Source organism: Klebsiella sp. 54 (assembly GCF_018223875.1).
Lineage (GTDB): Bacteria > Pseudomonadota > Gammaproteobacteria > Enterobacterales > Enterobacteriaceae > Klebsiella > Klebsiella quasipneumoniae.
In genome coordinates, this window is record NZ_JAGRRA010000002.1 from 20,420 (window position 1) to 46,529 (window position 26,110).

General features: G+C 55.1%; 26 protein-coding genes. 11 read left to right on the plus strand and 15 right to left on the minus strand.

Features of this window, described 5'->3' with window-relative positions; all coding sequences use genetic code 11:
* Position 1 precedes the first annotated feature (1 nt).
* The 6 genes from KHQ24_RS01780 to nqrM are packed head-to-tail and all read left to right on the plus strand — an operon-like array spanning position 2 to position 4,715.
* Positions 2 to 1,240, plus strand: coding sequence for an NADH:ubiquinone reductase (Na(+)-transporting) subunit B (locus KHQ24_RS01780; protein WP_004204634.1), 1,239 nt, complete (start codon positions 2 to 4; stop codon positions 1,238 to 1,240).
* Positions 1,233 to 2,027 carry a Na(+)-translocating NADH-quinone reductase subunit C gene (locus KHQ24_RS01785; RefSeq protein WP_032455592.1) on the plus strand — a complete coding sequence of 265 codons (795 nt, stop codon included), beginning with the start codon at positions 1,233 to 1,235 and terminating at the stop codon, positions 2,025 to 2,027. The genes KHQ24_RS01780 and KHQ24_RS01785 overlap by 8 nt, the downstream gene beginning before the upstream one ends.
* Positions 2,020 to 2,658 carry an NADH:ubiquinone reductase (Na(+)-transporting) subunit D gene (locus KHQ24_RS01790; protein ID WP_002889716.1) on the plus strand — a complete coding sequence of 213 codons (639 nt, stop codon included), beginning with the start codon at positions 2,020 to 2,022 and terminating at the stop codon, positions 2,656 to 2,658. The genes KHQ24_RS01785 and KHQ24_RS01790 overlap by 8 nt, the downstream gene beginning before the upstream one ends.
* Positions 2,659 to 2,664: 6 nt before the next feature.
* Positions 2,665 to 3,261, plus strand: coding sequence for an NADH:ubiquinone reductase (Na(+)-transporting) subunit E (gene nqrE / locus KHQ24_RS01795; protein ID WP_004177335.1), 597 nt, complete (start codon positions 2,665 to 2,667; stop codon positions 3,259 to 3,261).
* A gap of 12 nt (positions 3,262 to 3,273) precedes the next feature.
* Positions 3,274 to 4,497: an NADH:ubiquinone reductase (Na(+)-transporting) subunit F gene (gene nqrF / locus KHQ24_RS01800; RefSeq protein ID WP_004204637.1), complete on the plus strand. Its 1,224-nt coding sequence runs from the start codon at positions 3,274 to 3,276 to the stop codon at positions 4,495 to 4,497.
* A 2-nt stretch (positions 4,498 to 4,499) separates the two neighbouring features.
* The gene (gene nqrM / locus KHQ24_RS01805) at positions 4,500 to 4,715 is read left to right on the plus strand and encodes a (Na+)-NQR maturation NqrM (protein WP_004204638.1); all 216 of its coding nucleotides are present in this window, start codon (positions 4,500 to 4,502) and stop codon (positions 4,713 to 4,715) included.
* A gap of 147 nt (positions 4,716 to 4,862) precedes the next feature.
* Here the strand turns inward: nqrM and KHQ24_RS01810 are convergent, their stop codons facing one another.
* Complete coding sequence (locus KHQ24_RS01810; protein WP_117089517.1) at positions 4,863 to 5,723, minus strand: glycerophosphodiester phosphodiesterase family protein; 861 nt, start codon at positions 5,721 to 5,723, stop codon at positions 4,863 to 4,865.
* Between the two features lie 159 nt (positions 5,724 to 5,882).
* Between KHQ24_RS01810 and dinB the strand changes: the two genes are divergently transcribed.
* Positions 5,883 to 6,938, plus strand: coding sequence for a DNA polymerase IV (gene dinB / locus KHQ24_RS01815; RefSeq protein WP_004204641.1), 1,056 nt, complete (start codon positions 5,883 to 5,885; stop codon positions 6,936 to 6,938).
* A 2-nt stretch (positions 6,939 to 6,940) separates the two neighbouring features.
* Positions 6,941 to 7,387, plus strand: a complete 447-nt coding sequence (locus KHQ24_RS01820; protein WP_032455593.1) for a GNAT family N-acetyltransferase — start codon at positions 6,941 to 6,943, stop codon at positions 7,385 to 7,387.
* Positions 7,388 to 7,435: 48 nt separating this feature from the next.
* Here KHQ24_RS01820 and pepD read toward each other — a convergent pair whose 3' ends face one another.
* Positions 7,436 to 8,893, minus strand: a complete 1,458-nt coding sequence (gene pepD, locus KHQ24_RS01825) for a cytosol nonspecific dipeptidase (protein ID WP_004204643.1) — start codon at positions 8,891 to 8,893, stop codon at positions 7,436 to 7,438.
* Positions 8,894 to 9,150: 257 nt separating this feature from the next.
* Between pepD and gpt the strand changes: the two genes are divergently transcribed.
* The 3 genes from gpt (at position 9,151) to crl (ending at position 11,415) form a co-directional block, all read left to right on the plus strand.
* Positions 9,151 to 9,609 (plus strand): xanthine phosphoribosyltransferase, encoded by a 459-nt coding sequence (gene gpt / locus KHQ24_RS01830; protein ID WP_002889733.1) that lies wholly within the window; start codon positions 9,151 to 9,153, stop codon positions 9,607 to 9,609.
* A 105-nt stretch (positions 9,610 to 9,714) separates the two neighbouring features.
* Complete coding sequence (frsA, locus tag KHQ24_RS01835; RefSeq protein ID WP_004204644.1) at positions 9,715 to 10,959, plus strand: esterase FrsA; 1,245 nt, start codon at positions 9,715 to 9,717, stop codon at positions 10,957 to 10,959.
* Positions 10,960 to 11,016: 57 nt separating this feature from the next.
* On the plus strand, positions 11,017 to 11,415 hold the full coding sequence (crl, locus tag KHQ24_RS01840; RefSeq protein WP_002889793.1) for a sigma factor-binding protein Crl: 399 nt from the start codon (positions 11,017 to 11,019) through the stop codon (positions 11,413 to 11,415).
* A gap of 82 nt (positions 11,416 to 11,497) precedes the next feature.
* Here the strand turns inward: crl and KHQ24_RS01845 are convergent, their stop codons facing one another.
* The 13 genes from KHQ24_RS01845 to csiR all read right to left on the minus strand — a co-directional run bounded on the left by KHQ24_RS01845 (position 11,498) and on the right by csiR (position 26,096).
* On the minus strand, positions 11,498 to 12,019 hold the full coding sequence (locus tag KHQ24_RS01845) for a serine acetyltransferase (RefSeq protein WP_004204645.1): 522 nt from the start codon (positions 12,017 to 12,019) through the stop codon (positions 11,498 to 11,500).
* 11 nt (positions 12,020 to 12,030) lie between these two features.
* Complete coding sequence (locus KHQ24_RS01850) at positions 12,031 to 13,446, minus strand: DUF4832 domain-containing protein (RefSeq protein ID WP_211777102.1); 1,416 nt, start codon at positions 13,444 to 13,446, stop codon at positions 12,031 to 12,033.
* Positions 13,447 to 13,453: 7 nt separating this feature from the next.
* Positions 13,454 to 13,867, minus strand: a complete 414-nt coding sequence (locus KHQ24_RS01855) for a hypothetical protein (RefSeq protein WP_023319795.1) — start codon at positions 13,865 to 13,867, stop codon at positions 13,454 to 13,456.
* 11 nt (positions 13,868 to 13,878) lie between these two features.
* Positions 13,879 to 14,979 carry a glycosyltransferase family 4 protein gene (locus tag KHQ24_RS01860; RefSeq protein WP_192080595.1) on the minus strand — a complete coding sequence of 367 codons (1,101 nt, stop codon included), beginning with the start codon at positions 14,977 to 14,979 and terminating at the stop codon, positions 13,879 to 13,881.
* Entirely contained in the window at positions 14,976 to 16,190 is a 1,215-nt protein-coding gene (locus tag KHQ24_RS01865) for a glycosyltransferase family 4 protein (RefSeq protein WP_109882642.1), read from the minus strand. Before KHQ24_RS01865 ends, KHQ24_RS01860 begins: the two co-directional genes overlap by 4 nt.
* On the minus strand, positions 16,171 to 17,196 hold the full coding sequence (locus tag KHQ24_RS01870) for a glycosyltransferase family 2 protein (protein ID WP_004204650.1): 1,026 nt from the start codon (positions 17,194 to 17,196) through the stop codon (positions 16,171 to 16,173). Before KHQ24_RS01870 ends, KHQ24_RS01865 begins: the two co-directional genes overlap by 20 nt.
* Positions 17,189 to 18,571 carry a hypothetical protein gene (locus KHQ24_RS01875; protein ID WP_023319798.1) on the minus strand — a complete coding sequence of 461 codons (1,383 nt, stop codon included), beginning with the start codon at positions 18,569 to 18,571 and terminating at the stop codon, positions 17,189 to 17,191. The genes KHQ24_RS01870 and KHQ24_RS01875 overlap by 8 nt, the downstream gene beginning before the upstream one ends.
* Entirely contained in the window at positions 18,562 to 19,779 is a 1,218-nt protein-coding gene (locus tag KHQ24_RS01880; RefSeq protein WP_004204652.1) for a lipopolysaccharide biosynthesis protein, read from the minus strand. The genes KHQ24_RS01875 and KHQ24_RS01880 overlap by 10 nt, the downstream gene beginning before the upstream one ends.
* Before the next feature lie 5 nt (positions 19,780 to 19,784).
* Positions 19,785 to 21,872, minus strand: coding sequence for a GumC family protein (locus tag KHQ24_RS01885; protein ID WP_211777103.1), 2,088 nt, complete (start codon positions 21,870 to 21,872; stop codon positions 19,785 to 19,787).
* Position 21,873: 1 nt separating this feature from the next.
* A complete protein-coding gene (locus KHQ24_RS01890) occupies positions 21,874 to 22,428 on the minus strand; it encodes a polysaccharide biosynthesis/export family protein (protein WP_032455595.1) in 555 nt (184 codons plus the stop codon).
* On the minus strand, positions 22,425 to 23,711 hold the full coding sequence (locus KHQ24_RS01895; RefSeq protein WP_032426060.1) for an outer membrane beta-barrel protein: 1,287 nt from the start codon (positions 23,709 to 23,711) through the stop codon (positions 22,425 to 22,427). The genes KHQ24_RS01890 and KHQ24_RS01895 overlap by 4 nt, the downstream gene beginning before the upstream one ends.
* Positions 23,701 to 25,104: an undecaprenyl-phosphate glucose phosphotransferase gene (locus tag KHQ24_RS01900; RefSeq protein WP_211777104.1), complete on the minus strand. Its 1,404-nt coding sequence runs from the start codon at positions 25,102 to 25,104 to the stop codon at positions 23,701 to 23,703. Before KHQ24_RS01900 ends, KHQ24_RS01895 begins: the two co-directional genes overlap by 11 nt.
* A 299-nt stretch (positions 25,105 to 25,403) precedes the next feature.
* Positions 25,404 to 26,096, minus strand: a complete 693-nt coding sequence (gene csiR, locus KHQ24_RS01905; RefSeq protein WP_043521479.1) for a DNA-binding transcriptional regulator CsiR — start codon at positions 26,094 to 26,096, stop codon at positions 25,404 to 25,406.
* Positions 26,097 to 26,110 lie beyond the last annotated feature (14 nt).

Consider the following 26,110-nt stretch of genomic DNA (forward strand, 5'->3'; position numbering starts at 1 on the left):
GATGGGCTTAAAGCATCTGATTGAAAAACTTGAGCCGCATTTCACGCACGGCGGCAAGCTGGAAAAATATTACCCGCTGTATGAGGCGGCGGCGACCATCTTCTACACTCCAGGCCAGGTCACCCGCGGCGCGGCGCACGTGCGCGACGCCATCGACCTCAAGCGGATGATGATCCTCGTGTGGTTTGCCGTATTCCCGGCAATGTTCTGGGGCATGTACAACGTTGGGCTGCAGACCATTCCGGCGCTGCATAAGCTTTACGGCGCCGAACAACTGCAGCAGGCGATCGCCAACAACTGGCACTACAGCGTCGCCCAGTGGTTAGGGGTGAGCTTCAGCGCCGACGCCGGCTGGCTGAGCATGATGACCTTAGGCGCGGTCTTCTTCCTGCCTATCTATATCACCGTCTTTATCGTCGGCGGCTTCTGGGAAGTGCTGTTCGCTATCGTGCGCAAACATGAGATCAACGAAGGCTTCTTTGTCACCTCGATTCTGTTTGCGCTGATCGTCCCGCCCACGCTGCCGCTATGGCAGGCGGCGCTGGGGATCTCCTTCGGGGTGGTGATCGCTAAGGAGATTTTCGGCGGCACCGGGCGCAACTTCCTCAACCCGGCGCTGGCGGGGCGCGCGTTCCTGTTCTTCGCCTATCCGGCGCAGATCTCCGGCGACCTGGTGTGGACGGCAGCGGACGGTTTCTCCGGCGCGACGCCGCTCTCCCAGTGGGCCAGCGGCGGCGGTGAAGCGCTGGTTAACGTCGCTACAGGCATCCCGGTGAGCTGGATGGACGCCTTCCTCGGCAATATTCCGGGCTCGATTGGCGAAGTTTCAACGCTGATGATCCTGATCGGCGGCGCGATCATTCTCTTTGGCCGCGTCGCGTCCTGGCGCATCGTCGCCGGGGTAATGATCGGCATGATCGCCACCGCCACCCTGTTTAACGTTATCGGCTCCGACACCAACCCGATGTTCGCTATGCCATGGTACTGGCATCTGGTGCTCGGCGGCTTTGCCTTCGGCATGATGTTTATGGCGACGGACCCGGTATCCGCCTCGTTTACTGATAAAGGGAAATGGAGTTACGGCGTGCTGATCGGCGTGATGTGCGTGCTGATCCGCGTGGTGAACCCGGCTTATCCGGAAGGGATGATGCTGGCGATCCTCTTTGCCAACCTCTTCGCACCGCTGTTCGACTACCTGGTGGTGCAGGCCAATATTAAGCGGAGGAAGTCGCGTGGCTGAGAAGAAAAGTAACGATAGCATCGGCAAAACGCTGCTGGTGGTGCTGGTGCTTTGTCTGGTCTGCTCCATCGTAGTAGCGGGCTCGGCCGTCGGGCTGAAATCCCGCCAGCAGGCGCAGCGGGCGCTGGATAAGCAGCGTAATATCCTGGCGGTGTCCGGCCTGATGCAGCCCGGCATGGATGCTGATGCGGTCGCCGACACCTTCGCGGCGCGCATTTCGCCGCGACTGGTGAATCTGGCGACCGGTGAGCTGCTGGAGAAAGACCCGTCAAAATTCAATCAGGCCCAGGCGCTGAAGGATCCGCAACAGAGTATGGCGCTGGACGCCAGCCAGGATCCGGCTGGTATAAAGCGACGCAGCAACCTCGCGGAAATTTACCTGGTGCGTGACGCGCAGCAGAAGATTGAGCAGGTGGTGCTGCCCATTTATGGCAACGGCCTGTGGTCGATGATGTATGCCTTCGTGGCGCTGGACGTCGATGGCCGCACGGTAAAAGGCATTACTTACTACGATCAGGGCGAAACGCCGGGGCTGGGCGGCGAAGTGGAGAACCCGAACTGGCGCCAGCAGTTTGTCGGCAAGCAGGTGCTGGATGACAACGGCATGCCGGCGCTGAGAGTGGTCAAAGGCGGCGCGCGCGCTGGTGACCTGCATGCGGTTGATGGCTTATCGGGCGCCACGCTGACGTCAAATGGCGTACAGCACAGCTTTGATTTCTGGATGGGTGAACTGGGCTTTGGTCCGTTCCTGAAAAAGGTGCGTGAAGGAGGGCTGAACAATGGCTGAACAGAGCGATATGAAAGAGGTGAAGCGCGTGCTGGTGGGCCCGCTCATTGCCAATAACCCCATCGCCCTGCAGGTGCTGGGCGTCTGCTCCGCGCTGGCGGTCACCACTAAACTGGAAACCGCCTTCGTGATGACCATTGCGGTAACCCTGGTGACGGCGTTCTCCAGCATGTTTATCTCGATGATCCGCCACCACATTCCCAACAGCGTGCGCATCATCGTGCAGATGGCGATCATCGCCTCGCTGGTTATCGTGGTGGATCAGCTACTGCGGGCTTTCGCCTATGAGACTTCCAAGCAGCTGTCGGTATTCGTCGGGCTTATCATCACCAACTGCATCGTGATGGGCCGCGCCGAAGCTTACGCCATGAAGTCGCCGCCGCTGGCCAGCTTTATGGACGGTATCGGCAACGGTCTCGGCTACGGCGCGATCCTGATTATCGTCGGCTTCCTGCGCGAGCTTATCGGCAGCGGCAAGCTGTTCGGGATCACGGTGCTGGAGACGGTGCAGAACGGCGGCTGGTATCAGCCGAACGGCCTGTTCCTGCTGGCGCCGAGCGCGTTCTTCATTATCGGTTTACTGATTTGGGCCCTGCGTAGCTGGAAGCCTGAACAGCAGGAAAAGGAGTAATCGATGATGGCTCATTACATTAGCCTGTTTGTCCGCGCGGTGTTCGTTGAAAACATGGCGCTGGCCTTCTTCCTCGGGATGTGTACCTTCCTCGCGGTGTCGAAAAAGGTCTCCACCGCCTTTGGCCTCGGCGTTGCGGTGACGGTGGTGCTGGGTCTTGCCGTACCGATCAACAACCTGGTGTATAACCTGGTGCTGCGCGACGGCGCGCTGGTGGAAGGGGTGGACCTCAGCTTCCTGAACTTCATCACCTTTATCGGGGTGATCGCCGCGCTGGTGCAGATCCTCGAGATGATCCTCGATAAGTACTTCCCGGCGCTATACAACGCGCTGGGGATCTTCCTGCCGCTGATTGCAGTTAACTGCGCGATTTTTGGCGGTGTGTCGTTCATGGTGCAGCGTGATTACAACTTCCCGGAATCCATCGTCTACGGCTTCGGCTCCGGCATCGGCTGGATGCTGGCGATTGTGGCGATGGCGGGGATCCGCGAAAAGATGAAGTACGCCAACGTGCCTGCCGGCTTGCGCGGGTTAGGGATCACCTTTATCACCACCGGGTTGATGGCGCTGGGCTTTATGTCCTTCTCCGGCGTGCAGCTATAAGGGCGAATAAGTATGGAAATTATTCTTGGCGTCGTGATGTTCACGCTGATTGTGCTGGTGCTATCGGGGCTTATCCTGGCAGCGCGCTCAAAGCTGGTGAACGCGGGCGACGTGGTTATTGAGATCAATAACGAAGCGGATAAGCAGATCCGTACCCCGGCGGGGGATAAGCTGCTGAACACGCTGTCGAGCAACGGGATTTTTGTCTCCTCCGCCTGCGGCGGCGGCGGCTCCTGCGGCCAGTGTCGGGTGACTATCAAAGAGGGCGGCGGCGATATCCTGCCGACCGAGCTTTCGCATATTACCAAACGTGAAGCAAAAGCCGGCTGCCGTCTGGCTTGCCAGGTCGCGGTGAAGCAGAACATGAAGATTGAGCTACCGGAGGAAATCTTCGGTGTGAAAAAATGGGAGTGCGAAGTTATCTCCAATGATAACAAAGCCACTTTCATTAAAGAGCTCAAGCTGCGGATCCCGGAGGGGGAGGTGGTGCCGTTCCGCGCGGGGGGCTATATTCAGATCGAATGCCCGCCGCATAAAGTGGCCTATGCTGACTTCGATGTTCCGGATGAATACCGCTCGGACTGGGACAAGTTCAACCTGTTCCGCTACGTCTCTGAGGTGAAAGAGCCGACCCTGCGCGCCTACTCGATGGCTAACTATCCGGAAGAGAAGGGTATCATTATGCTCAACGTGCGCATTGCGACGCCGCCGCCGAAGGTGCCGGATGCCCCGCCGGGGATCATGTCGTCCTATATCTGGTCGCTGAAGCCGGGCGATAAGGTGACGATTTCCGGGCCGTTCGGCGAGTTCTTTGCCAAAGAAACCGACGCCGAGATGGTGTTTATCGGCGGCGGCGCCGGGATGGCGCCGATGCGTTCGCATATTTTCGACCAGCTCAAGCGCCTGCACAGCACACGCAAAATCAGCTTCTGGTACGGAGCGCGCTCGCTGCGCGAGATGTTCTACGATGATGAGTTTGAACAGCTGGCGCGGGATAACCCGAACTTTACCTTCCACGTCGCGCTCTCCGATCCGCTGCCGGAAGATAATTGGACGGGGCATACCGGCTTTATCCATAACGTTCTGTACGAGAACTATCTGCGCGATCACCCGGCGCCGGAAGACTGCGAGTTCTACATGTGCGGGCCGCCGGTAATGAATGCCGCGGTGATTAAGATGCTGAAGGATCTGGGCGTCGAGGACGAGAATATTCTGCTCGACGACTTTGGAGGCTGACGATGCTGACGGTGTTTGTCGCAACCTTTGTGATTTTTGCGTTGGTGATCCTCGGGATGTCGCTGGGCTACCTGGTGAAGCGCAAGAGCATTCAGGGCAGCTGCGGGGGGATCTCCTCGCTGGGGCTGGAGAAAGTCTGCGACTGTCCTGAGCCCTGCGACGCGCGTAAGAAACGTCTCGCCCGCGAGGCGCAGCGCCAGCAGCGGCGTATTTTGTAATCTTTGGCCATTTTGGCCCGGAGGCGCTGCGCTTGCCGGGCCTGCTGCTTCGGTTTTGTAGGCCGGGTAAGGCGTCAGCCGCCACCCGGCAACAACATGCCAGCAATGTGAGGCCGCTTTCGCGGCCTTTTTTCTCCCTTTGCGCCCTTACTGCCAGCTTTTCGCCTGCGCCGGGGAATCAACCATCACGCCGTCAGCGCCCAGCGCCTTCGCCGTGCGGTAATCTTCCGCACTGTTGATGCCGAAGAAGATAATGTGCGCTTTGCCCTGCGAGCGGAAGCAATCCATCGCCTCTTTATCCCAGGTGAGCGTCGCCGGGGAGATCCCCTCCCCAAGGGTGAATTTCTCCACCACCTCTACCTTGCGCTTCAGCTCCAGCCCATACCACTGTTCGCCTTCGCGCTGGCTGGCAGGCTGGCACTGATGGCTGAGCGAAATACTGGCGAGCCTGGTGCGGGTTTCGCTACGGGTGACGAAGCGGGGAATAGCCGGCGGCAGCGCGGCGATATAGCGGTCTTCGGTGGAATAGACCCGTACGCGATTGAGGCTGTGCGTGGCTTTTAACACCGCAAGCAGGCGCTCGCCCATCACGGTCGGGTCGGCATCCGGAGATTTAATGTCGATGTAGAAAAACGTATGCGGCCATTGCTGCAAAACGGCTTGCAGCGTGGGAATGGTGGCCTGCTTGCCGCGCCAGGGGTGGCTGTCATCACCCCATTTCCAGCCGGCATCGACTTTCGCCAGCTCGGCGGCGGTCAAACTGGAAACTTTGCCCTCGCTATTGGTCAATGCGGAAAGATCGCTTGACCGGTAGAGCACCGGCACGCCGTCGCGGCTTAACTGCACGGTGACCCAGATGGCCTCAGCGTTATTCTCCAGCGCCAGCTTGATCGCTGGCAGGGTATTTTCCGGCGCATCGCCGGTGCCGCCGCGGTGGGCAATCAGCTGTGGGGCTGCCCAGGCGCCGGCGGTGGCCAGCAGGCAAAGTGCGGTAAGTATTTTCTTCATGATTACACCTTCCAGATTCATTGGTTAACTTTATGAAAATAAACATAATTCATTGCATTTTTATGTTTTGACCGCTTTTTTAGCCGATGAAATAAAAAAAGCATCAAATTCGCAGCGAGTTTTGCTATGCTGTATGGGTATACAGTGTTGAGTCTGACGATGCGTAAAATTATCCATGTCGATATGGACTGTTTCTTTGCGGCGGTGGAGATGCGCGACAACCCGGCGTTGCGCGATATCCCCCTCGCAATAGGCGGCAGTCGGGTACAGCGTGGCGTGATTAGTACCGCGAACTATCCTGCGCGCAAGTTTGGCGTGCGCAGCGCTATGCCGACGGCGACAGCGCTCAAGCTGTGCCCGCATCTCACACTGCTTCCCGGCCGCTTCGATGCCTACAAAGAAGCCTCGAACCATATCCGCGAAATTTTCTCCCGCTACACCTCGCGCATTGAGCCGCTGTCGCTGGATGAAGCCTATCTTGACGTCAGCGACAGCGTGCATTGTCACGGGTCGGCCACCCTGATAGCCCAGGAGATCCGCGAAACCATTGAACGGGAGCTGCGCCTCACCGCCTCGGCGGGGGTGGCGCCGGTGAAGTTTCTTGCCAAAATCGCCTCTGACATGAATAAACCCAACGGCCAGTTCGTTATCGCTCCCCATCAGGTGGCTGAGTTTGTGCGGGCGCTGCCGCTGGCGAAAATACCCGGCGTCGGGAAGGTATCGGCAGCGAAGCTGGAAAATATGGGCCTGCGTACCTGTGGCGATGTGCAGAACAGCGATCTGGCCATGCTGCTTAAGCGCTTCGGTAAATTTGGCCGTATTTTGTGGGAGCGTAGCCACGGGATTGATGAGCGGGAAATCCATAACGACCGGCAGCGCAAGTCGGTGGGCGTGGAGCGCACCCTGGCGGAAGATATTCACGAATGGCCGGAGTGCGAAGCGATAATCGAAAACCTCTACCCGGAGCTGGAGCGCCGGCTGGCGAAGGTTAAACCGGACCTGCTGATCGCCCGTCAGGGGATTAAACTGAAATTCAATGACTTCCAGCTGACCACCCAGGAGCACGTCTGGCCGCGGCTGAACAAAGCGGATCTGATTGCCACCGCGCACAAGGCCTGGGATGAGCGCCGTGGCGGACGTGGCGTGCGTCTGGTTGGGCTCCACGTAACGCTGCTCGATCCGCAGCTGGAAAGGCAGCTTTTATTAGGGATTTAACCATGCACATTCGCCCTTACCACGACAGCGATTTGCCACTGCTCTGCCAGATCTTTCTGCGCGCGGTGCGGGAAACGGCCAGCCGGGATTATACCCCGGCGCAGATTGCGGCCTGGGCGCAGGTGGATGAGACGCGCTGGCGGCAAAAGCTGGCTGATTCAATCGGGCTGGTGGCGGAAGTAGAGCATCAACTGGTTGGCTTTATCACCGTCATCGGGACGCATATCGATTTGCTCTTCGTCTCGCCGGATCATGGCCGGCAGGGTATCGGCGGCGCGCTTATCGAGGCGCTCTGCGCTCAGTATCCTGCGCAAATCCTGACGGTGGACGCCAGCATTACCGCAAAGCCCTGTTTTACGGCTCATGGTTTTAAGGTGGTGGCTGAGCAGCGGGTGGCGGCGCGCGGAGAGTGGTTTATTAACTACCGGATGGAAAGCGCGGGTCGCTAAGGTGAGGCGGATGAAAAACCGGCGGCGGACTGCCGCCGGTGGTAGTGCTTATTTAGCCGGAATGGCTTTCAGCAGCTCGGTCAGCAGCGTCCAGTACTGGCCGACGCTTTCGATATGTACCTGTTCATCCGGAGAGTGCGGACCGGTAATGGTCGGCCCGATGGAGACCATGTCCATTTCCGGATACGGTTTTTTGAACAGGCCGCATTCCAGACCGGCGTGGATGATCTGGATGTTCGGCGTCTTGTTGAACAGACGCTGATAGGTCTCGCGCACCAGGTGCATCACTGGCGAATTGGCGTCCGGCTGCCAGCCCGGGTAAGCGCCTTTGGCTTCGGTTTTCGCCCCCGCCAGTTTACCCAGAGAATCCAGCATGCTGACCACGTAGTCTTTGCCGCTGTCGATCAGCGAGCGGATCAGGCAGTGGATCTGTACGTTGTCATCGGTCATGGTGACGACGCCGACGTTCAGCGAAGTTTCCACTACGCCTTTCGCCACGTCAGAGTTGCGGATAACCCCGTTCGGCGTGGCGTTCAGCAGACGGATGAAAGTGTCGCGGGAAGCCTGAGTCAGCGCCGCTTTGTCGTTATCGACCGCTTCCACGAGCACCACCAGGTTCTTCTCTTTGGCCTCCAGCTCGTTTTTCAGCAGCGCCTGGTAAGTATTCACCAGCGCTTTCAGCGCATCGGCTTTATCCGCGGCGACGGCGACAGTAGCGTAAGCTTCACGCGGGATGGCGTTGCGCAACGTGCCGCCGTTGAAATCGACCAGACGCAGATCCAGCTCATCGGCGTGGCCGGCGAGGAAGCGCGACAGCAGCTTGTTGGCGTTACCCAGACCAAGGTGAATATCACCGCCGGAGTGGCCGCCTTTCAGCCCTTTTAAGGTGACTTTAAAGCTCTGGAACCCGGCCGGAATCGCTTCGCGGGTCAGCGCCAGGTTAGAGGTGAAATCGATCCCGCCGGCGCAACCCATGTAGATTTCGCCTTCTTCTTCGGAGTCGGTGTTGATCAGGATATCGGCCTGCAGCCAGTTGGCCTGCAGACCGAAGGCACCGTCCATGCCGGCTTCTTCGGTCATGGTCAGCAGCACTTCCAGCGGGCCGTGAGCGACGCTGTCGTCGGCCAGTACCGCCAGCGCGGACGCCATCCCGATACCGTTGTCCGCGCCCAGCGTGGTGCCGCGCGCTTTCACCCATTCGCCGTCAATGTACGGCTGAATCGGATCTTTGGCGAAGTCGTGGACGGTGTCGTTATTTTTCTGCGGCACCATATCGAGGTGCGCCTGCAGCGCTACCGGCTTACGGTTTTCCATACCGGCAGTCGCGCCTTTACGAATCAGAATGTTGCCAACCTGGTCGCGTTCCGCGTGTAAGCCTTTTTCTTTTGCCCAACCCATAATGTGCTCGGCGAGCTGTTCTTCGTGATAGGACGGGTGCGGGATGGAGCAAATCTTGGCAAAAATATCCCAAAGCGGCTGCGGGGATAGTTGAGACAGTTCAGACACGGTAAGTCTCCTTACAGACTCCTGCATACAGCGGTTGCAGGACGAGGGTTAGCGTTAAAATACACAACAAGCCCGGGCTTGCGCGATGGGGTTGAGAATACCACTTTCCACCGCCGCAGGTAGTGTAAACAACGCAAAAAGCGTTGCGCAAACCGCTTAACACTGGTTTTTAGTGCGTCAGATCTCTATAATCTCGCGCAACCATTTTCCCCCTCGAACATTATTTAAGCCGTATTACACAGGCTGGGACACTTCACATGAGCGAAAAATACGTCGTCACCTGGGACATGTTGCAGATTCACGCCCGCAAACTGGCCAGCCGTCTGCTGCCGGTTGAGCAATGGAAAGGCATTATTGCCGTTAGCCGCGGCGGACTGGTACCGGGAGCGTTACTGGCGCGTGAACTGGGCATTCGTCATGTTGATACCGTATGCATCTCCAGCTACGACCATGATAACCAGCGCGAGCTGAAAGTGCTGAAACGTGCGGAAGGCGATGGCGAAGGCTTTATCGTTATCGACGATCTGGTGGATACCGGCGGGACCGCTGTGGCGATCCGCGAAATGTATCCCAAAGCGCACTTTGTCACCATTTTCGCCAAACCGGCAGGCCGTCCGCTGGTGGATGATTACGTGGTTGATATTCCGCAGGATACCTGGATTGAACAGCCGTGGGATATGGGCGTGGTGTTTGTACCGCCTATCGCAGGTCGTTAATTCTTCAGGACAGTGCTATTTACCACGCCCGGCTTGCCGGGCGTGGTTTTTTTTATCCTTTAGCAGGTTACAATATCCGGAGTGGCACTACGACGGAGACTGCACATGTCACAGGCTAACCTTAGCGAAACGCTGTTTAAACCTCGCTTCAAACATCCCGAAACCTCTACGCTGGTGCGCCGGTTTTCTGCCGGAAAACCCCAGGCGATGCAGTCAGCGCTGAGCGGCAATCACGTCGATCACTGGTACCGTCTGATCAATCGCTTAATGTGGATCTGGCGCGGCGTAACCCCGCAGGAGATCCTCGATGTGCAAGCGCGCATTGTGATGAGCGAGGCCGAACGAACCGATCCCGAGCTGTTCGATACCGTTATCGGCTATCGCGGCGGCAACTGGATTTTTGAGTGGGCGAAAGAAGCCATGCAGTGGCAGCAAAAGGCCGGGCAGGAAGCCGATCCTTTGCTGAGCGGCCGCCACTGGCTGCATGCTTCGAACCTGTACAGCATTGCCGCTTATCCGCATATCAAAGGCGATGAGCTGGCGGAACAGGCGCAGGCTTTAGCCAACCGGGCGTATGAAGAGGCCGCCCAGCGACTGCCTGGCGCCCTGCGCGAGCTGGAGTTTACTATCCCTGGCGGCTCGCCGATAACCGGTTTTTTGCATATGCCGAAAGGCGAGGGGCCGTTTCCGACGGTGCTGATGTGCGGGGGGCTGGACTCGCTGCAGACCGATTATTACAACCTGTATGAAAACTACTTCTCACCGCTCGGCATTGCCATGCTGACCATTGATATGCCCTCCATCGGCTTCTCATCAAAATGGACGCTGAATCAGGACACCAGCCTGCTGCATCAGCACGCGCTGCGCCATCTGGAAAATGTGCCGTGGATTGACCATACCCGGGTCGCCGCCTTCGGCTTCCGCTTTGGCGCCAATATCGCGGTGCGTCTCGGTTACCTGGAGCCGCAGCGGCTGAAGGCCGTAGCCTGTCTGGGGCCGGTGGTCCACGGTCTGCTGGTGGATCCCCTGCATCAGGGGCGCGTGCCGGAGATGTACCTCGACGTGCTGGCCTCGCGGCTGGGCATGCATGACGCATCCGATGAAGCGCTGCGCGTGGAGCTCAATCGCTATTCGCTCAAAACCCAGGGACTGCTGGGGCGCCGTTGCCCGACGCCGATGCTCTCCGGCTTCTGGAAGGATGATCCGTTCAGCCCTGAAGAGGAGTCGCGGTTAATCACCTCGTCATCTGCCGATGGCAAACTGCTGGAGATCCCGTTTAACCCGGTGTATCGCAATTTTGATCACGCATTGCGACAGATCGCCCGCTGGATCAATCATAGATTTGGTTAATTTATTGCTAAATTCTATTGGTTTGGTAAAACAGTTGCATCACTAAAGGAGATCGCAATGACGTTACCGAGTGGACACCTGAAAAGTAAGTTGATCAAGAAATTCACGGCGCTAGGGCCTTACATTCGCGAAGAGCAGTGCCATGACAACCGTTTCTTTTTCGATTGCCTGGCAGTTTGCGTCAATGTTAAGCCCGCGCCGGAGAAGCGTGAATTCTGGGGCTGGTGGATGGAAATGGAAGCACAAGAGTCACGTTTCACCTATAGCTACCAGTTTGGTCTGTTCAATAAAGAAGGGTCATGGCAGGCGGTCGACATTGACGACCCGGAAGTGAGCGACAGACTGGAAAAAACGCTGCGCGAATTTCACGAGCGCGCGGCAGCGCTGCTGACCACCTTTAATCTGAAGCTGGAACCGGCCGACGATTTCAGCGAGCCGGTTCGTCTGCGGGCGTAGGCTATACTCTGGTATCCGCTTCCTGTCCCGGGAAGCGGATGACTCCTCCGAACGTTACGTTGCTGTTACGGTTTACGTACCGTCATTCTTGCATTTCGCGATGAGATGACAACACCCTGAATGGCTGGCCGACCACTACCTGACCGGCGGCCAGATCTTTCGTCACCACGGTCCCCGCGCCAATTTTGACATTATCACCCAATGTTACCGGACCGATGACCACCACGTGGGCGCCGAATTCGACGTTATTGCCAATCACTGGGCTTGGTCCCTCGCGGCCTTCGCTATCCGTCAGGCTGCCAATGGTGGCTCCCTGACGCAGGATACAGTTTTCACCGATTACGGTACCTCGGTTGAGGACGATGCAGTGCGGGTGATACAGCTTCAGCCCATAGCCAATCCGCGTTTGCCAGGGTAGCTCGACGCAAAACAGGCATTCGTTAATCAGTTTATTGAGAATAACGAATGGAATGCCGAGAAGCTTGTAAAACGGATTTCGGCTGCGATACAGCGTCGCGAGGCGATAGAGTAGAATCGCGATTTTCGCCTTCATACTGCCGGTATGTTTGATCTCGCGGCGTACCTGACTGATGGCATTAGACATGAATTCTCCGTTTACTTAATGGAAAAGGTGGTCAGTTGATACCAGCCGTCGGCGGTTTTGCCTTGGTTGGCCAGCAGGAGCCGCGGCTTGCCCTGAGCATCGGTAATGGCGGTCTGCAGCGCGTAATCGCCGGCGGGCAGCGAGGTGGGTAGCGTCAGAGTGACAGTGCTTTGCATATCCCCCGGCAGCCAGCGGCGCACATCATCCTGCGTTTTTAACTGGGTAACCGTAGCGCCGCCAGCGTTGACCACGCGCCACTGTACCAGGTAGAGCAGATAGGCAGGGGCGACGCCATCATTACGCCAGGTGACATTGATCGTTAATGGATTACCTGCCTTAACCGGCGTCGCAAAGGCGAGCTTGTTGACCCGGAAACGGTAGCCGATTCGCAGCAAGGCTTTATCGACAATGTCGCGATATTCCGCCGGAATGGGTCGTGATTTCAGGTTCAAAGTGCTGGCGTGCTGCTGCAGCGCCCAGTCGAAGGTGGCCTGGACCTCTTCGCGAGTGTAGTGCTGCACGCTCTGCCATTCGCTCATGTAACCGCAGATCTCAAGGCTGACCGGCGCGCGTTTCCAGCTATCGACAAACCCCGGTGACTCAGCCTGGGCGGCGGCAAGGCGCTGTGGATAATCATCGCGCATATGGCTCCAGTCGCTGGAGAAGTTATGCCAGTCGCCCCAGCAGTCCGCCCGCCAGCCGGCGCCACGGCGGCTGGCCCATGCCAGCGAATCACCACCGCTAATCAGCATGATTTTCGGCGTTTTCGGGAAGCTATCGAAATGCATATCAACATAGCGATTGAGCTGATCCGGCGTGTATTTCTCCATTAACGGCGGAATATCGCTAAAGTTGGAATTGTGCCATTCGCCCCAGGATCCGACGATACCGATATCGATGAAGGCCAGCTCAGGATTGCCGTCGTAACGCTGACCAAGGGCTTTCAGCAGCCTCTGCGCATAGGTGATAAAAGTTGGATCGCTGAGATCCGGAACGAAGGTTTTGCCGTCGGCTACCCACTGGCCTTTGATCCCTTTGGCGATCAGCCAGTCGGGAATTTTCGATCCCGTTTGCGGATCGTCGAGCACCATCACCCTCAAACCAACGTTCATTGCTGGCTGATGGTTGGCGGCGACGCTAAAGGCGTTATCGATCAGATCGAAATTGTAGACCCCTTCCTGTGGCTCAAGCTCGCTCCAGTAGAAGCGATCGTACTCAAAACCGGTATCGGGGTACTCGGCTCGGGTCGGTTTTTCACCATAGCCATTATGAAAGCTGGCGACGCCGATGCCCGGATTGATCAACAGGCCATCGAAGGGGGGCGGCGTGATGACCATGGGTTGCGCACTCACGGACACTGTCAAAAAAGCGCTGATCAGTAGCAGAGCGCGAACCCAGGGAGCTCTACGCAGAGATGATATCGCCATACTCATTTCACTTTGTCATGTGGTCATGAAGACTAACAAACCACGTCCAGATACCGACGTGGAAATTCTTAAACACATCAATGCCTAATGCTGATTTCAGCATATAGAGCGCCAGCAGGATCGACAGCAGGCCAAACACCACGCCAAGCGTAATCAGCAGGGTCGCGAAGATGCGCCCGAACAGGGTGCTCTCGCGCGAGACTTTGCGCAGATCCCGACCAAAAAGAAACACCACGAAATAGCGGCGATGCAGGAACGGAAAGCTATGGCGAAAATCGATTCGATGGCGCGATGCCAGATTGGCGCGAACCAGCGCCTGTTCGATTCCGCGTTTTTGCTCCGCGGTTAATGAGGTTTCCACCTCCTCGTCAAGCGCAGCATAGAAGCGCTCAACCACCAGTTCAGATGTAGATTTCGGCACGAGTACCCTGCTTACGTTAAGCGCTGATAGACTTGCGCGGTTTGTGCCGCAATTTCCGGCCAGCGGTACTTCGGCATAAACTGGCTGTAGTCCGCTTTTTGTCCCGCCACCCAGTGTTGCAGTTTTTGCGTCAATGCCGGAACGCTGCCCACGGGGAAGTAGTCCGCTGGCGGCAGGCCTATTTCAAGGTTGGCCGGAATGTCGCTCACCACCACTGGCAGCGACCACGACATGGCTTCCAGCAATGCGATTGGCAATCCTTCATGATAAGAGGGCAGCACGAATAGCCCGGCCTGCGAGAACAGCGTATGCAGCGGCGCGCCGCTGATAAAGCCGGTGAGGATGACGTTTGGCGTCGCAGCAGCCTGCTTTTTCAGGCGTTCGCTATATTCATCGGCGTGGTCGGCATCGCCAATCAGTACCAGCGGTACCGAACACCCGGCGGCGGCATAGGCGGCAACGAGATCGTGCAGCCCTTTCTCTTCGACAAAACGGGCGACGGCAACAATATACTGGCCCGGTTTTAGACCGTACTTATCGAGGATCGCCGCCTGCCGTTTAGCAGGCGGCAGTTCGACCTGGCGCACGCCGTTGTAGATAACATGGGCGTTATGTCGGCCGTGCTTGTGCTTAATCAGATTATTGATAACTTCGGAAATAACGATCACTTCATTGGCGTATTTCACCGCCCATTTTTCGCCAAGGCGCAGCATCTCTTTGGCCATCCGGCCCCATTTCTGTCGATCGTAATCTGGACCATGATGGGTAAAAACGACGCGTTTTCCCAGCAAGCGAAGCAACGGCACCACCAGACCGGGGCCGACGGCGTGAACGTGCACCACGTTCGAACCATCAAATAAAGTACTGAACGCCGCCAGCATAGAATGGATAATGGCCTCGAATTTACGGCTTTTCGGCGCCCACAGGCTTTTGAGTTTGACGCCCTGATATTCGCTGCGGCGGTAATTCACATACGGCGAGCGGGCAATCACGCAGATGTCCGTGCTGCCCTGGCGATAGATTTCCGGGTATAAGTTCTGGCAATGGGTTTCGACGCCCCCCTGTACATCAGGGATTCCGCGAGTGCCTAACACCGTTACTTTGATAGTCATTTTGTCTCCCCGACAAGTTGCTGATAAAGCGCCTGCAGCACCTGCATGTGGCGGGCGAGATCATATTTTTCTTCCAGCCGCTGGCGGGCGTTAATTCCCATTCTGCGAGCCAGCTCAGGGTCTGCAGCCAGTTTGTCCATTAGTTGTGCCAGCGCGTCGCTATTGCCGGGTTCAACCAGATAGCCGTCGACGCCATCACGAATCTGTTCCGGAATGCCGCCAATATTGCCGCCGATCACCGGGCGACCAAAAGCCATGGCTTCGAGCACCGACATAGAGCAGTTTTCATAATATTCGGAGGGGACGACCACCGCGCGGGCCCCACGGATGAGGTTATTCAGCTCCTCACCGTGTTTCATGTAGCCGAGGAATTGTGGCCCACTGAAACGCGTGCGCAGATCTTTGCCCAATGGGCCGTCGCCGACAATCTTCAGCGGCATCATCTCCTGCATTTTCTGCTGTGCCTGCGCCAGCGTCGGCACGCCTTTTTCCCGACTCAGGCGACCAATATAGAGAAAATAGTCGCCCGCGGTTTCGCCGGGTACGGTGCTGTCGGCATCAATACCGTTGACGATTACCTCAATGCGGGCATTGGGCAGCTTACGCAACAGTGTCTGGCGCATAAACTCGCTCGGGGCAATGATGCAGTCGAGCATGGCGTAATTTTTGGCGAACTTCTGCCAGTAGGCCTCCAGCGACAACAGCAGGCTTTTGAAGGTGTTGCCCTGCTGACAGCGGTGACGAAAAGCGTTGATCACCGACCCGGTAAGGCACTCTTCACAGACATGACCATCGCGCAGCATGGTGTACGAAGGACAGACGATTTTGTAATCGTGGGCGGTGAGTACCGTTTTGCAGCCAAAACGTTTCGCCACGCCGATAACGGCAGGCGTAAGCTGGTGATAGATATTATGAAAATGCACAATGTCCGGCCGCTCTCGCAGCAATAGGGTGTTGAGCTTTGCGCAGGCCTCGGCATTATAAATAAAGTCTACTCCGGCTTTGATTTTGCTCATCAGGCCGTGACTGTCGTGATAATCGACGTTATGGACGAAAAATTCCTCCCACGGCGACGGTTTATTTTCTGCGTGCTGCATACTGAAGTCGACCACCTGGTAGCCGGCTTGCAGCATCGCGTCGCGCTCCTGAAAATAAACGGTTTCCGCGCCGCCTTTGATAAAGAAGAATTTGTTAACGAAGAGAATTTTCATTTTCAGTATCAATATGCTGTGGATTCGAGACGGTCACCGCCGGGCGTTTCATCGGATCGCGCACTGAATTCATCACCCCGCGCAGCAGCCCCGCAGAAAATAGCGATAAGTTAATGGCGCTCTGCACGCCATCGCGCAGCGATTTATTTTTAATGGCCTTCAGGCCGATAAACGCCAGCAGCGGCAGCAAAGCAATGGCGATGACTTTGCCGTTAAAGGTGAGCAGGCAGACCAGTAAAACCAGAAGATAGAGAGTGAAGATCAGTTCATTACGCACAATCCGCAGCGCTGCCGGGAAATGGGCTTTCCCCCAGCAGTTACGCAGCAATTCGCCCGGAGCCCACAGGAAACCGTTCTTCCAGCGGTAGGCCAGCATTTTGAAGGTCGGCATGGTGTAAGAGGCGTGGCTGAAGTAGGGCGCCGCCAGGCGATGCAGCTTGTAACCCGCCGCCTGCAAACGAATTCCCAGCTCCGCTTCTTCGTAGCCGTGCAGGTTGAGATTGGTCAGGTAGCCGATTTTCTCGATCGCTTCTCGGCGATACAGGCCGCCGCCACCCAGATGGTCGGTATCGCCTTGCGGATAGATCAGATGCAGGCGCTGCTTGCGCGATTTGAACTCGTAGTTAGAGGCATCATCCATCTCGACGCTGCCGGCGACGCCTGCGTACTCGGGATGTGTCTCCAGAAATCCGACCGCGGTATCCAGAAAGCCCGGTTCCAGCTCCATATCGCCATCCAGCAGCAGCAGATAATCGCCTTCACTATACAGCCAGCCCAGTTGGTGGCCGATACCGCAGCAGCGGTCGGCGGCGTTATCCAGGCATACCACCATCGCGCCTTTCGCGATAGCCAGTTCGCGGGTGTTATCCGTTGATAAACTGTCGGCGACGATAATTTGATGCGGATACGGTTGCAGCTGTTTGCGCACGCTATCGATCGTTTTCTCGATGCCCTGCGCTTCGTTCAGAGTCTTGATGCTGACGGTAATGGATGGCGTTTTATTCATAGTGGGTACCGGAGTTAAGACGGACAGCGCGGTGGATGACAATCAGCGCCCCAAGGGATAACCATAATAAAAACTGTAGCATGGGAATGATCATCAGGATCTGGCTGTACGGCAGGCTGAGAAGGCAGCCAATGACGAAGACATAGAATGCCGGGGCTGAGCTAAGCAGCTGGAGATCCTCAAGCTTAAGATCGTGGCGCGAAAAGGTCTCTTTAGGCCGCATCGCGACCAGTATTGAGACGATGGTGCCAATGAACAGAATGATGCCGATAATCCCCACTTCCCACAGCAGCATGCTTAGGGCGGTGGAGTCGAGGATCAGGTGATACCAGACGCCGATATAGCCCGGCGAGACGGTGCTGCCGCTGTTGGTGGCGTTAAGGCCGTAACCAAACAGCATGCCGCCCGGGCCGAATAGTTCGTTATGCTGCAGCCAGAAGAAAAGGGTGGTGAACCGTCCCAGCTCGCCGCTTGGCATAATGTAGTTGGTATCGAAAATGTATCCTAGCGAATCGATAAACACCGACAGCGCGCTTTTCGTCGGGTCGCCGCCGAAGGCCGCTGAGTAGTTTGAGGCCAGCACGGTGATAGCGACAAAAATCAACAGCGCCATGCCGGCGGCGATGATCAATAGCGATCGCAGGCTGACTTTACTCACGCCGCTGACGTAGCCGGGCAGGATCCACAGCAGAGCCAGCAGGAACGGTGACAACAGGATGACGAATTTCACTTCGCCGACCACGCAAAGGAAGAACCCGAGTGCGATGTGAATCACCAGCGATTTTAATGAACAGATGCCGTGCTTAAATTCCGACACTTTCAGCAGCATGATTAACAGGCAGAACATGCCCATCGCTGCGGTGTTGCCACCGCCCATCGGATCACCGCCAAAAGTGCCGACCACCGAGTCCCACTTCTCATCTTCGCCGCGAAACGCCACTCGTTTAGGCACGACGAAAATCACCTGATAAATAGCGACCGGGATCTGCACGTAGTAAATCCAGTAGAAAAGCCGGGTCAAACGGTACAGCTGTGATTCGCTAAACATGCCCAGCAGCATGCAGAACATTAACAGCGATAGCGCCAGCTCGTTTTTAAAGCCGACGATGGCAGTCACGATCCCTGACTGCAGCACCGTTGAAACCAGTCCGAGAAGGATAAAGGTGAGATATAGCGCCAGAATCAGCTTTTCACGTCCTGTGAGGACCAAGGGGTGCTGTCGGCTCTGCATCAGGAGCAGTACCGCCATCACCAGTACCAGAAAAAATGGCAGCCACAGCACAGCCGAGATACCGGTGAAATACTGGACCGTACCGCAGAACACCAGCGTCATCAGGGCATAGGCTTCAAGATAGCGGCCGGTGTTTAGCTGCATATTTTCTGCTCCTGTAAAGAAAGCGTTTTCGCCCGCTGATTCATTTTTAGCAAAATGAATAAGTACCGCGCGAAGGTCAGGAACGAGAACGTCAACAGGGCGATTTCATAAGTGACGCCAAAGTACGGCAAGGCGATAAAGGCGATGACGATAATGAGTAACTGCTCAATCTGAATGCGCAGGAAATAGCGGCGGGAACCAAAGATCAGTTCGATCACCGTGAGCGGGCTGACCGCCAGCGCCGCGAACAGATAAGGTAGCATGTAGCGCGAGGTGGGAATCGAATTCAGCCACTCCTCACTAAAGCCAAGGCGCATTACCAGCGGATAGAAAATCCAGATGCCAAGGATGCATACCGCGGCGGCGCCCAGCAGCAGCAGGCGAACCTTTTTATATTCCGGATAGTTAAAGGTGTGGTTGCGGAAATCCATCGACCATTTAGAGAAGATGGAGTTACGCACAGCGTTGCCGATAATCATCACCGGCGACAGGCAGAAACGGCTGACCACCGAAAAGTATCCGGCGACCAGCGGCGAGAACCAGACGTTAATCAGCATTGTCGGCAGATTATTACTGGCCATCGCCAGCACCTCGGCGCTGCCGACGCGGCTGATATGCTGCCAGTGCTCGCGTAAAAAACGCAGATTCACTGCAGGTGAAAAGTGGTGCAACGTTAAGCTGCGAAAGTTGAACAGGCGAACCAGGCAGGCGACCAGCAGCAGCAGGATCCCGACCATCCACGCCAGATAAAACAGCGTAGGGTTCGGCATCACCAGCAGCGCGATGGCGACCACCAGCGACACCGCAATGCGCTGGAAGGTGAGGAAAGGATAGTTGCCGCCGCGCAGGGAAAGGTTTTCCGCCACCAGAACCAGCGCATAGCCAAAGGTGAGCAAATAGAGAAAGGCGATATTGAGGTCAAAAATGAGCCCGGTAATCACCGCCCACGGGATCGCCATCAGCAAGCTTTGCAGCAGGCAAAATACCACGTTTTGCTCCAGTTCATGATCCTCCTGGCGAGGAATCAATAGCTGCGAAGCAAAGGTACAGACCTGTGCGCCGATCAGCACATTGCTATAGATCATCGCGTAATGACCGACTTCCGCCATTCCATAACGATGCGAGATAAGCCAGACCGAAAAGGCGCCAATCAGCTGCGAAAGCACTGATGAGCTGGCGATGGATGAAATACTCTTAATCAGATTCATAGGCGCTATTTCGGGGAAATGAGTTCGCGCATCTGGCGATCGAGCAGACGCTTTCCTTCCTGCGTTTCCAGCTGCTCTTCCTGAACCTGGTTGAGTACGCTCGCCACCAGGAGCTCGCCTGTACCTTGCAGACGATGCTCCGCTTCGCGGATGCGTGCCGCCTGCTCGCCGGCTTTCACTACCAGCAGACAGATATCGCTCTGCGCCGCCAGCAGCAAGCTATCCTGTGCCTGGCTGAGTGCCGGGGTGTCGATGATCAGCGTATCGTAACTCTGATGCAGATTGGCCAGTAGATCAGGCAAGCGCTGGGCGGTCAGCAGCAGCAGCGATGATTCCTGAAGATCGCCGCGCGGCATAAAATCCAGTTGCTCATCGAGCTTGACGATTGCCTGTTCTGGCGTACAACAATTATTGAGCAGCTGGCTGAAGCCTTTTTTGTGCTGCGGATACTTCGCGGACAGGCCCTGAGCAGTTTGATAGTCGAGATCAATCAGCAGCGTTTTACGCGATTTACTGGCAGACCAGGCGAGAAGTTCTGAGATAAGCGAACTGCCGGACTGAGATTGCACCGAGGTCACCAGAATGGTAGCGGGTTTGTCGCGCTGATTAAGCAATGCCAGCCGCAGGCTGTGGATCATGTCGGCATAAAGGACGTTATGGGAAACCTGCTTCACACTCTCCAGTTGCGTCAGACGCGGGAATTCTCCACTGGCTTTGAGCCCAGTTTTCGCTTTCAGCTCGCTGAGGCTGTTGACTGATTTATCCAGGGCGGTACTGACGATCAGGTACATGATATACAGCGCGAGGGCCATCATGGTGATCATCACGATCAGCAAACCACGCTGTGGTTTTGAGGGGCGGTCCGGCGGCACCGCGGCGTCATAAATGACCTCATCCGGCACTGAAAAACTCTCTGATAATTTCTGTTCGTTGGCGCGCTGATACAGGGATTTATACAACTCTTCAGTTTTATTCAGCGCGGTGGTCATAGTGTTATACTGGTCGCGCTTAGCACCAAGTGCCTGAAAGTTCGCCTTCTGGTCGTTAAGCATTTTCTGGTAATGCTGCTCATCGTCGAGAGCGATTTGATACTGCTGGCGCAGGCCGTTAAAAAGCTCCCCCAGTACCTGGCCTAGCTGTATGTTGACCGCCTGCAACTGGGCTTGAGCCTGCAAATATTTTGGATGTTGCGGCCCATAATGCTTAGCCGCTTCAGAAAGATTACGCCGGGTCTGAATAAGCGCAATCCGTAAGTCCTGTATTTGTGGGTGCCCGGATATTTCCGGCAGTGAGATAATCTGCTCTACTGGTTTACCCTGCTCGCGACGAACTTTATCCCACACCGTCTGAGCCTTCAGGCGACGCTGGGTGGCGTCGGCAAGATGGTTAATGACGATTCCCATGCGCTCGGTCTCATAGCCATCCATGCTGCGGAACGTCAGCAATCCATTCTGCTTAAGGAAGTTGTCGATGTCCGCCTTTTGCTGATCCATTTTGTGCTTAAGGTCGTCCATCATTTTTTCGTTCCAGCCCTGGGCCTGAAGCAAGGTGTTTTGCTTCTGTTGTAGGCTGTAATCGATAAAGGCCTGGGCAACGCCGTTGGCGATATCGGCAGCCTTTTGCGGCGATTTTGCTTCCATTGACACGGATACCAGTTGGGTAGTACGCACCCCCGATATTGTCAGGCCTCTTTCCAGCGCCTGAATGGCATTATGGATGCGTGTGGCTTCGTCGAGCTTATCACCGCCGTTAAATTCCGCGTCCTGATACAGCTTTAATTTGCGCACGGCGGCATCAAGTACTACTCGTGAACCCATGAGCGCGTACTTGGTTTCATAGTAATCGCTACGCGTGGAGTCGTAGTTTTCAAGCCGCGGAAGGGGAGAAATGTCTTGTGATTGCGCTTTAAACAGCACGGTAGCAGTCGCTGTATAGCTTGAGGACATAAAGCGCGTCAGGATAAATGATGCCACCGCGGCAACAATAACCACTACCAGGCACCAGATCAGCTTGTGCTTAATTTTGTTGAAATAGGGCGCAAAGTCGATAAAGCCCTCTTTCTTTTTTGCATTTTCGACCAATGAAATTGCCATATCAGAAGAAACTCATGCCAATAATGATAGTGTCTCCAGCCTGAACGGAGGAGTCGGCGGCGACGTTTTCCAACAGCTTACCGCCGCGGGCCTGTCGAATACGAATATCATGACGGTCGGCGCGATCGGTGAAACCACCCGCCAGGGCGATGGCCTTTTCCGCCGTTAATCCCGGCTCCCAGGCGTAGCCGTCGGGTTTTTTCACTTCCCCCAGTAAATAAATCTTGCGGTATTCAGCGATGCTCACGGTGACCATCGGCGCCTGCAGATAATTGCCGCGCAGCTTATCGGCGATTTCATTGCTCACCTGTTCAGGCGTTTTGCCTTTTAACAGCAGCGATCCGATATAGGGGTAATCAATGCTGCCGCTGTTGTCTATTTTTACCCGCATGGTCAGATCCTGCTCCCCGGAAACGGCAATATTGATTTCATCGCCCTGGTCGAGAAGATAGACAGCGTCCGGTGGCGTTTTGATCGTCTGCGGCGGCGTGGAGCAGCCAGCCAGCAGTAGTGCAAGCAGCGGAAGCATCGCCAGTTTTTTATTGAAAAGGATCATATCTGTACCTGCGTCATAAAAATAATGGCCGAATCGTCGTAGCCCAGGGTGCGGTCAACCGCATGCGAGTAGTCAGGGCCAATATAAAAAGTGTCCGTATCTTTATTTGAATGCATGGTGTTCCACTGCAGCTTCAGCTTAAAGTTAATCGAGGGACGGAAATCGTAGTTAAAAGTCAGCGACAGAAGATTGCTCTGGTCTTTGCGTTTATTGCTCTGATGCTTATAGTCTTCAGTGATATATGAATAATCGACCAGGGTTGAGAATCGATCCACCAGCCAGTGATGTTCATAGCCAACGCCAAAATTAGATACCAGAATGTAGCCCCCGGAGTCGGTCGGATCCTTAATGCGCTGCGAGCTGTGTAAGTTAAACTTCATCTGCTCCAGCGGTTTCCAGTCGGCGGTGATATCCCAGTTCAGGCCGTTGAAACCCTGGGAGTCCGGGTTATGGATAAAGTCTTTGTACAGCCAGGCAACGTTACCATTGATCTCGGTTTTTCCCGACAGGCGGTTTTTCATGCCAAACAGTAGATAATATTCATTGCTGTCTTTTAGCGGGTTGAGCTCGTAACGGCGCTGGTTTGTGATAAAGCTATAGCGGTAGCGCAGCGTTTTCGCTTTCTGATCGAACAGCTCTGCCACCAGGCTGTTTTCATTCCATTCCTGGTCGTGCATGTAGTAATCAAAGTCATCGCTGGCCGCTTTAATACTATCAAGGTCGCGAAAGCGCAACTGCTTACGCAGTAACGCGACCTCCACTTTACCGCGTCCCTCCGGGGCGCCATAGCTGTAGCGTAGCTCGCTGTTGAAAAAACGGGTGCCGATAGGTTTTTTGATACCAAACTCTTTAAACTGCTCGGGCAAAAAGCCTTCGGTCGTATCCTGACCGCGTTCTTCGTGGCCTAACGTCTCATCAAGATCCAGCGAGAGGCCATGCATTTTGCCGAAGCGCCATTTGCCATTGAACATAAAAAAATGGTTATTACGATTATCCGCGCTATCGTTGGCATAGTTGCGGTAATCGCCGGAGTACATCAGCAGATAGCGGTCTTCATAGCGTTCACCAATGGCTTTAACGATCGGCTTTATGTTCTGGTAGCTGGATCCTATTCTATTCTGGCCATAGCGCTGCCAGGTCACGTTGTCGTTGTAACCGATGTCATAGCCTAGCTGGCTCTCGAAATCGATACCAGCAATACCGGTATGCGCTTTCCCCTGCAGGTCGGCATGGACCCAGGGTATATAAAGCAACACCGTTAGAGCCACCCCTTTAGAACGCATTTTTGCCCACAAAGCCACGGAAGAAAGTCAGAAAGATGATTTTTAAATCCAGTAACAGTGACCACGACTGAATATATTGCAGATCAAACTGGATACGTTTTTCCATTTTATCGAGTGTATCTGTTTCGCCGCGAAAACCATTAATTTGCGCCAGCCCGGTAATGCCAGGCTTAACTTTATGGCGAATCATGTAGTTCTCGACGAGTACGCGATACTGCTCGTTATGTGCGACGGCATGTGGACGCGGGCCGACAATAGACATTCGTCCTTGCAGGACATTAATAAACTGGGGCAGTTCATCAAGTGAGGTTTTCCGCAAAAAAGCGCCGAATTTGGTGATTCGTGGATCGTTACGCGTGGCTTGCGTGACCACCGCGCTGTTCTCCATCACCCGCATGGTTCGAAATTTCCACACCTGGATCTGTTTACCGTTGAGACCGTAGCGGTTTTGTTTAAACAACACTGGTCCTGGCGAAGTGAGCTTAATACCTATCGCCACAAACAGCATCACCGGAAGGCTAAGCAAGGTAAAAAAGAGACCAAGAATAATATCTTCAATACGCTTGAGTACCGCGCCTTCACCTTCAAACGGTGAGGTGAAAATACTGATAGTTTGAATGTTGCCAAACATGCGTAACTGGGAAATGTGTGCACTGTACGAGAAAAGATCCGGCACCAGAAAAACATCCACCGTGGTATCGGAAAATTCGTTCAAAAACTGGCGAATACGCTGTTGGGCCACCATTGGCAGCGCAATGTAAACTTCATCTACCTCACCTTTTTTTGCCAGCGCCAGCAGATCTCGTGAGTTACCCGCCTTATCAATATTGATAAGGCGGCTGTCGCGTTGCACCGCCCGGTCCTCATAGAAACGAATGTCGATACCTTCAGCTGAGAATTCTTTATGCAATTCCTGCAGGATAGCCAGCCCTGCTGGCGTTATGCCCAGAATGGCGACCCTGCGTTTGCTCTTAAAGAAATAGCGACTGGTCACAACACGGATGAAAAACATGCTGATGAAAACAGCAACCGAGCACAGTGCAATGGTTTTGGCTAATACCAGGTGGTGAATCGACAGGGGGCGACTGGCAAGTTGTTCAGCGATAACGATCAATAGGAAAGATAGCAAGCCTCCCAGACACGCGCTTATAAACAGCTTCACGAGAATGGACAAGTATCTACCTTTCATTTGTCCAGAATAGAGCTGAAAATACTCGTTGGTACGTATAAATATTAATGAATAAATAATCCCAAGTAATATAGAAGAAGGGGTAGGAACAAGGTTAAGAACGAGAAGATAGACGTAGATAAAGATGTTAACGGAGAAAAAATCCAGCAATTTCATTAAGTTGCTATAGCGTGTGCTATAAATTTTAATTTTGCTATCTGTCATTTTTCGCTCATTTTATCGCCAATTAAATAACGTTTTCTTAATATTTAGTTGAGATATAGAAAAATTATTTATTGACATGATTTTGAATAAACTTCCTGTAACTATAGATGAAATGTTATAGGTTGTCGACGTGATAGTTAAAAATATATAGATTTATCAATGAATAAAATAACCATGGATATTGCACTGTTTTGCACTATTTATGGGGCATATTCCAATGTTTATGCAATCCAGGAACGTCGGTTGAGAAAGTGAAACCTTCCTGGCTGCGGCCAGAGTAGCAATCTCCACCGCCTGACTCACACTACCTGCGGCTGCAGCTTGTCGGCCATCGCCTGCTGAATAATCGGGATCGGAGTCAGTAAGTGCTCGCGCATCAGCGCGCTGGCCTGTTCAGCGTCGCGCGCCAGAATAGCGTCCACCAGAGTCTGATGCTGGACATGCTTATCTTCCAGCATCTCCACCGACAGCACAGTGGTGCGCAGCCAGATGAAGCGGTAGCGGGCCGCCAGGTCGAACAGCCGTTCGCGCATCTGCAGCAGATACTGCGAACCGCAGCCGGCGACGATGGCGGTATGAAATGCCTGATGGCGCTGGTCCCATTCATCGAGTAAGTGCTCACTCGCTTCGCACGACTCCAGCTTGTTGAGCAGATGGGCGCGGGCCAGCAGCTCGGCTTCCCACTCATCGCCGCCGCGCTCAATAGCGAGGCGCACCAGCATGGCTTCCATGTTGGCGCGCGCGTCGAAGATATCGAGAAGCTCCTGTTCCGACATGGGCGCTACCCGATAGCCTTTCTGATTGACCACCGTCACCAACCGCTCGGCCACCAGCTGCGAAAGCGCCTCGCGCAGCGGACCGACCCCCAGGGCATAGCGCGAGGTCAACAGGCTCATCCGCAGCTTCTCATCGGGTTGGTAGACCCCGCGGATGATGTCGTTTTTTAACCAACGGTACCCGTCAATGGCCGTCGCCTGGGAAATGGCGGTCATGTTCTTACTCCTGA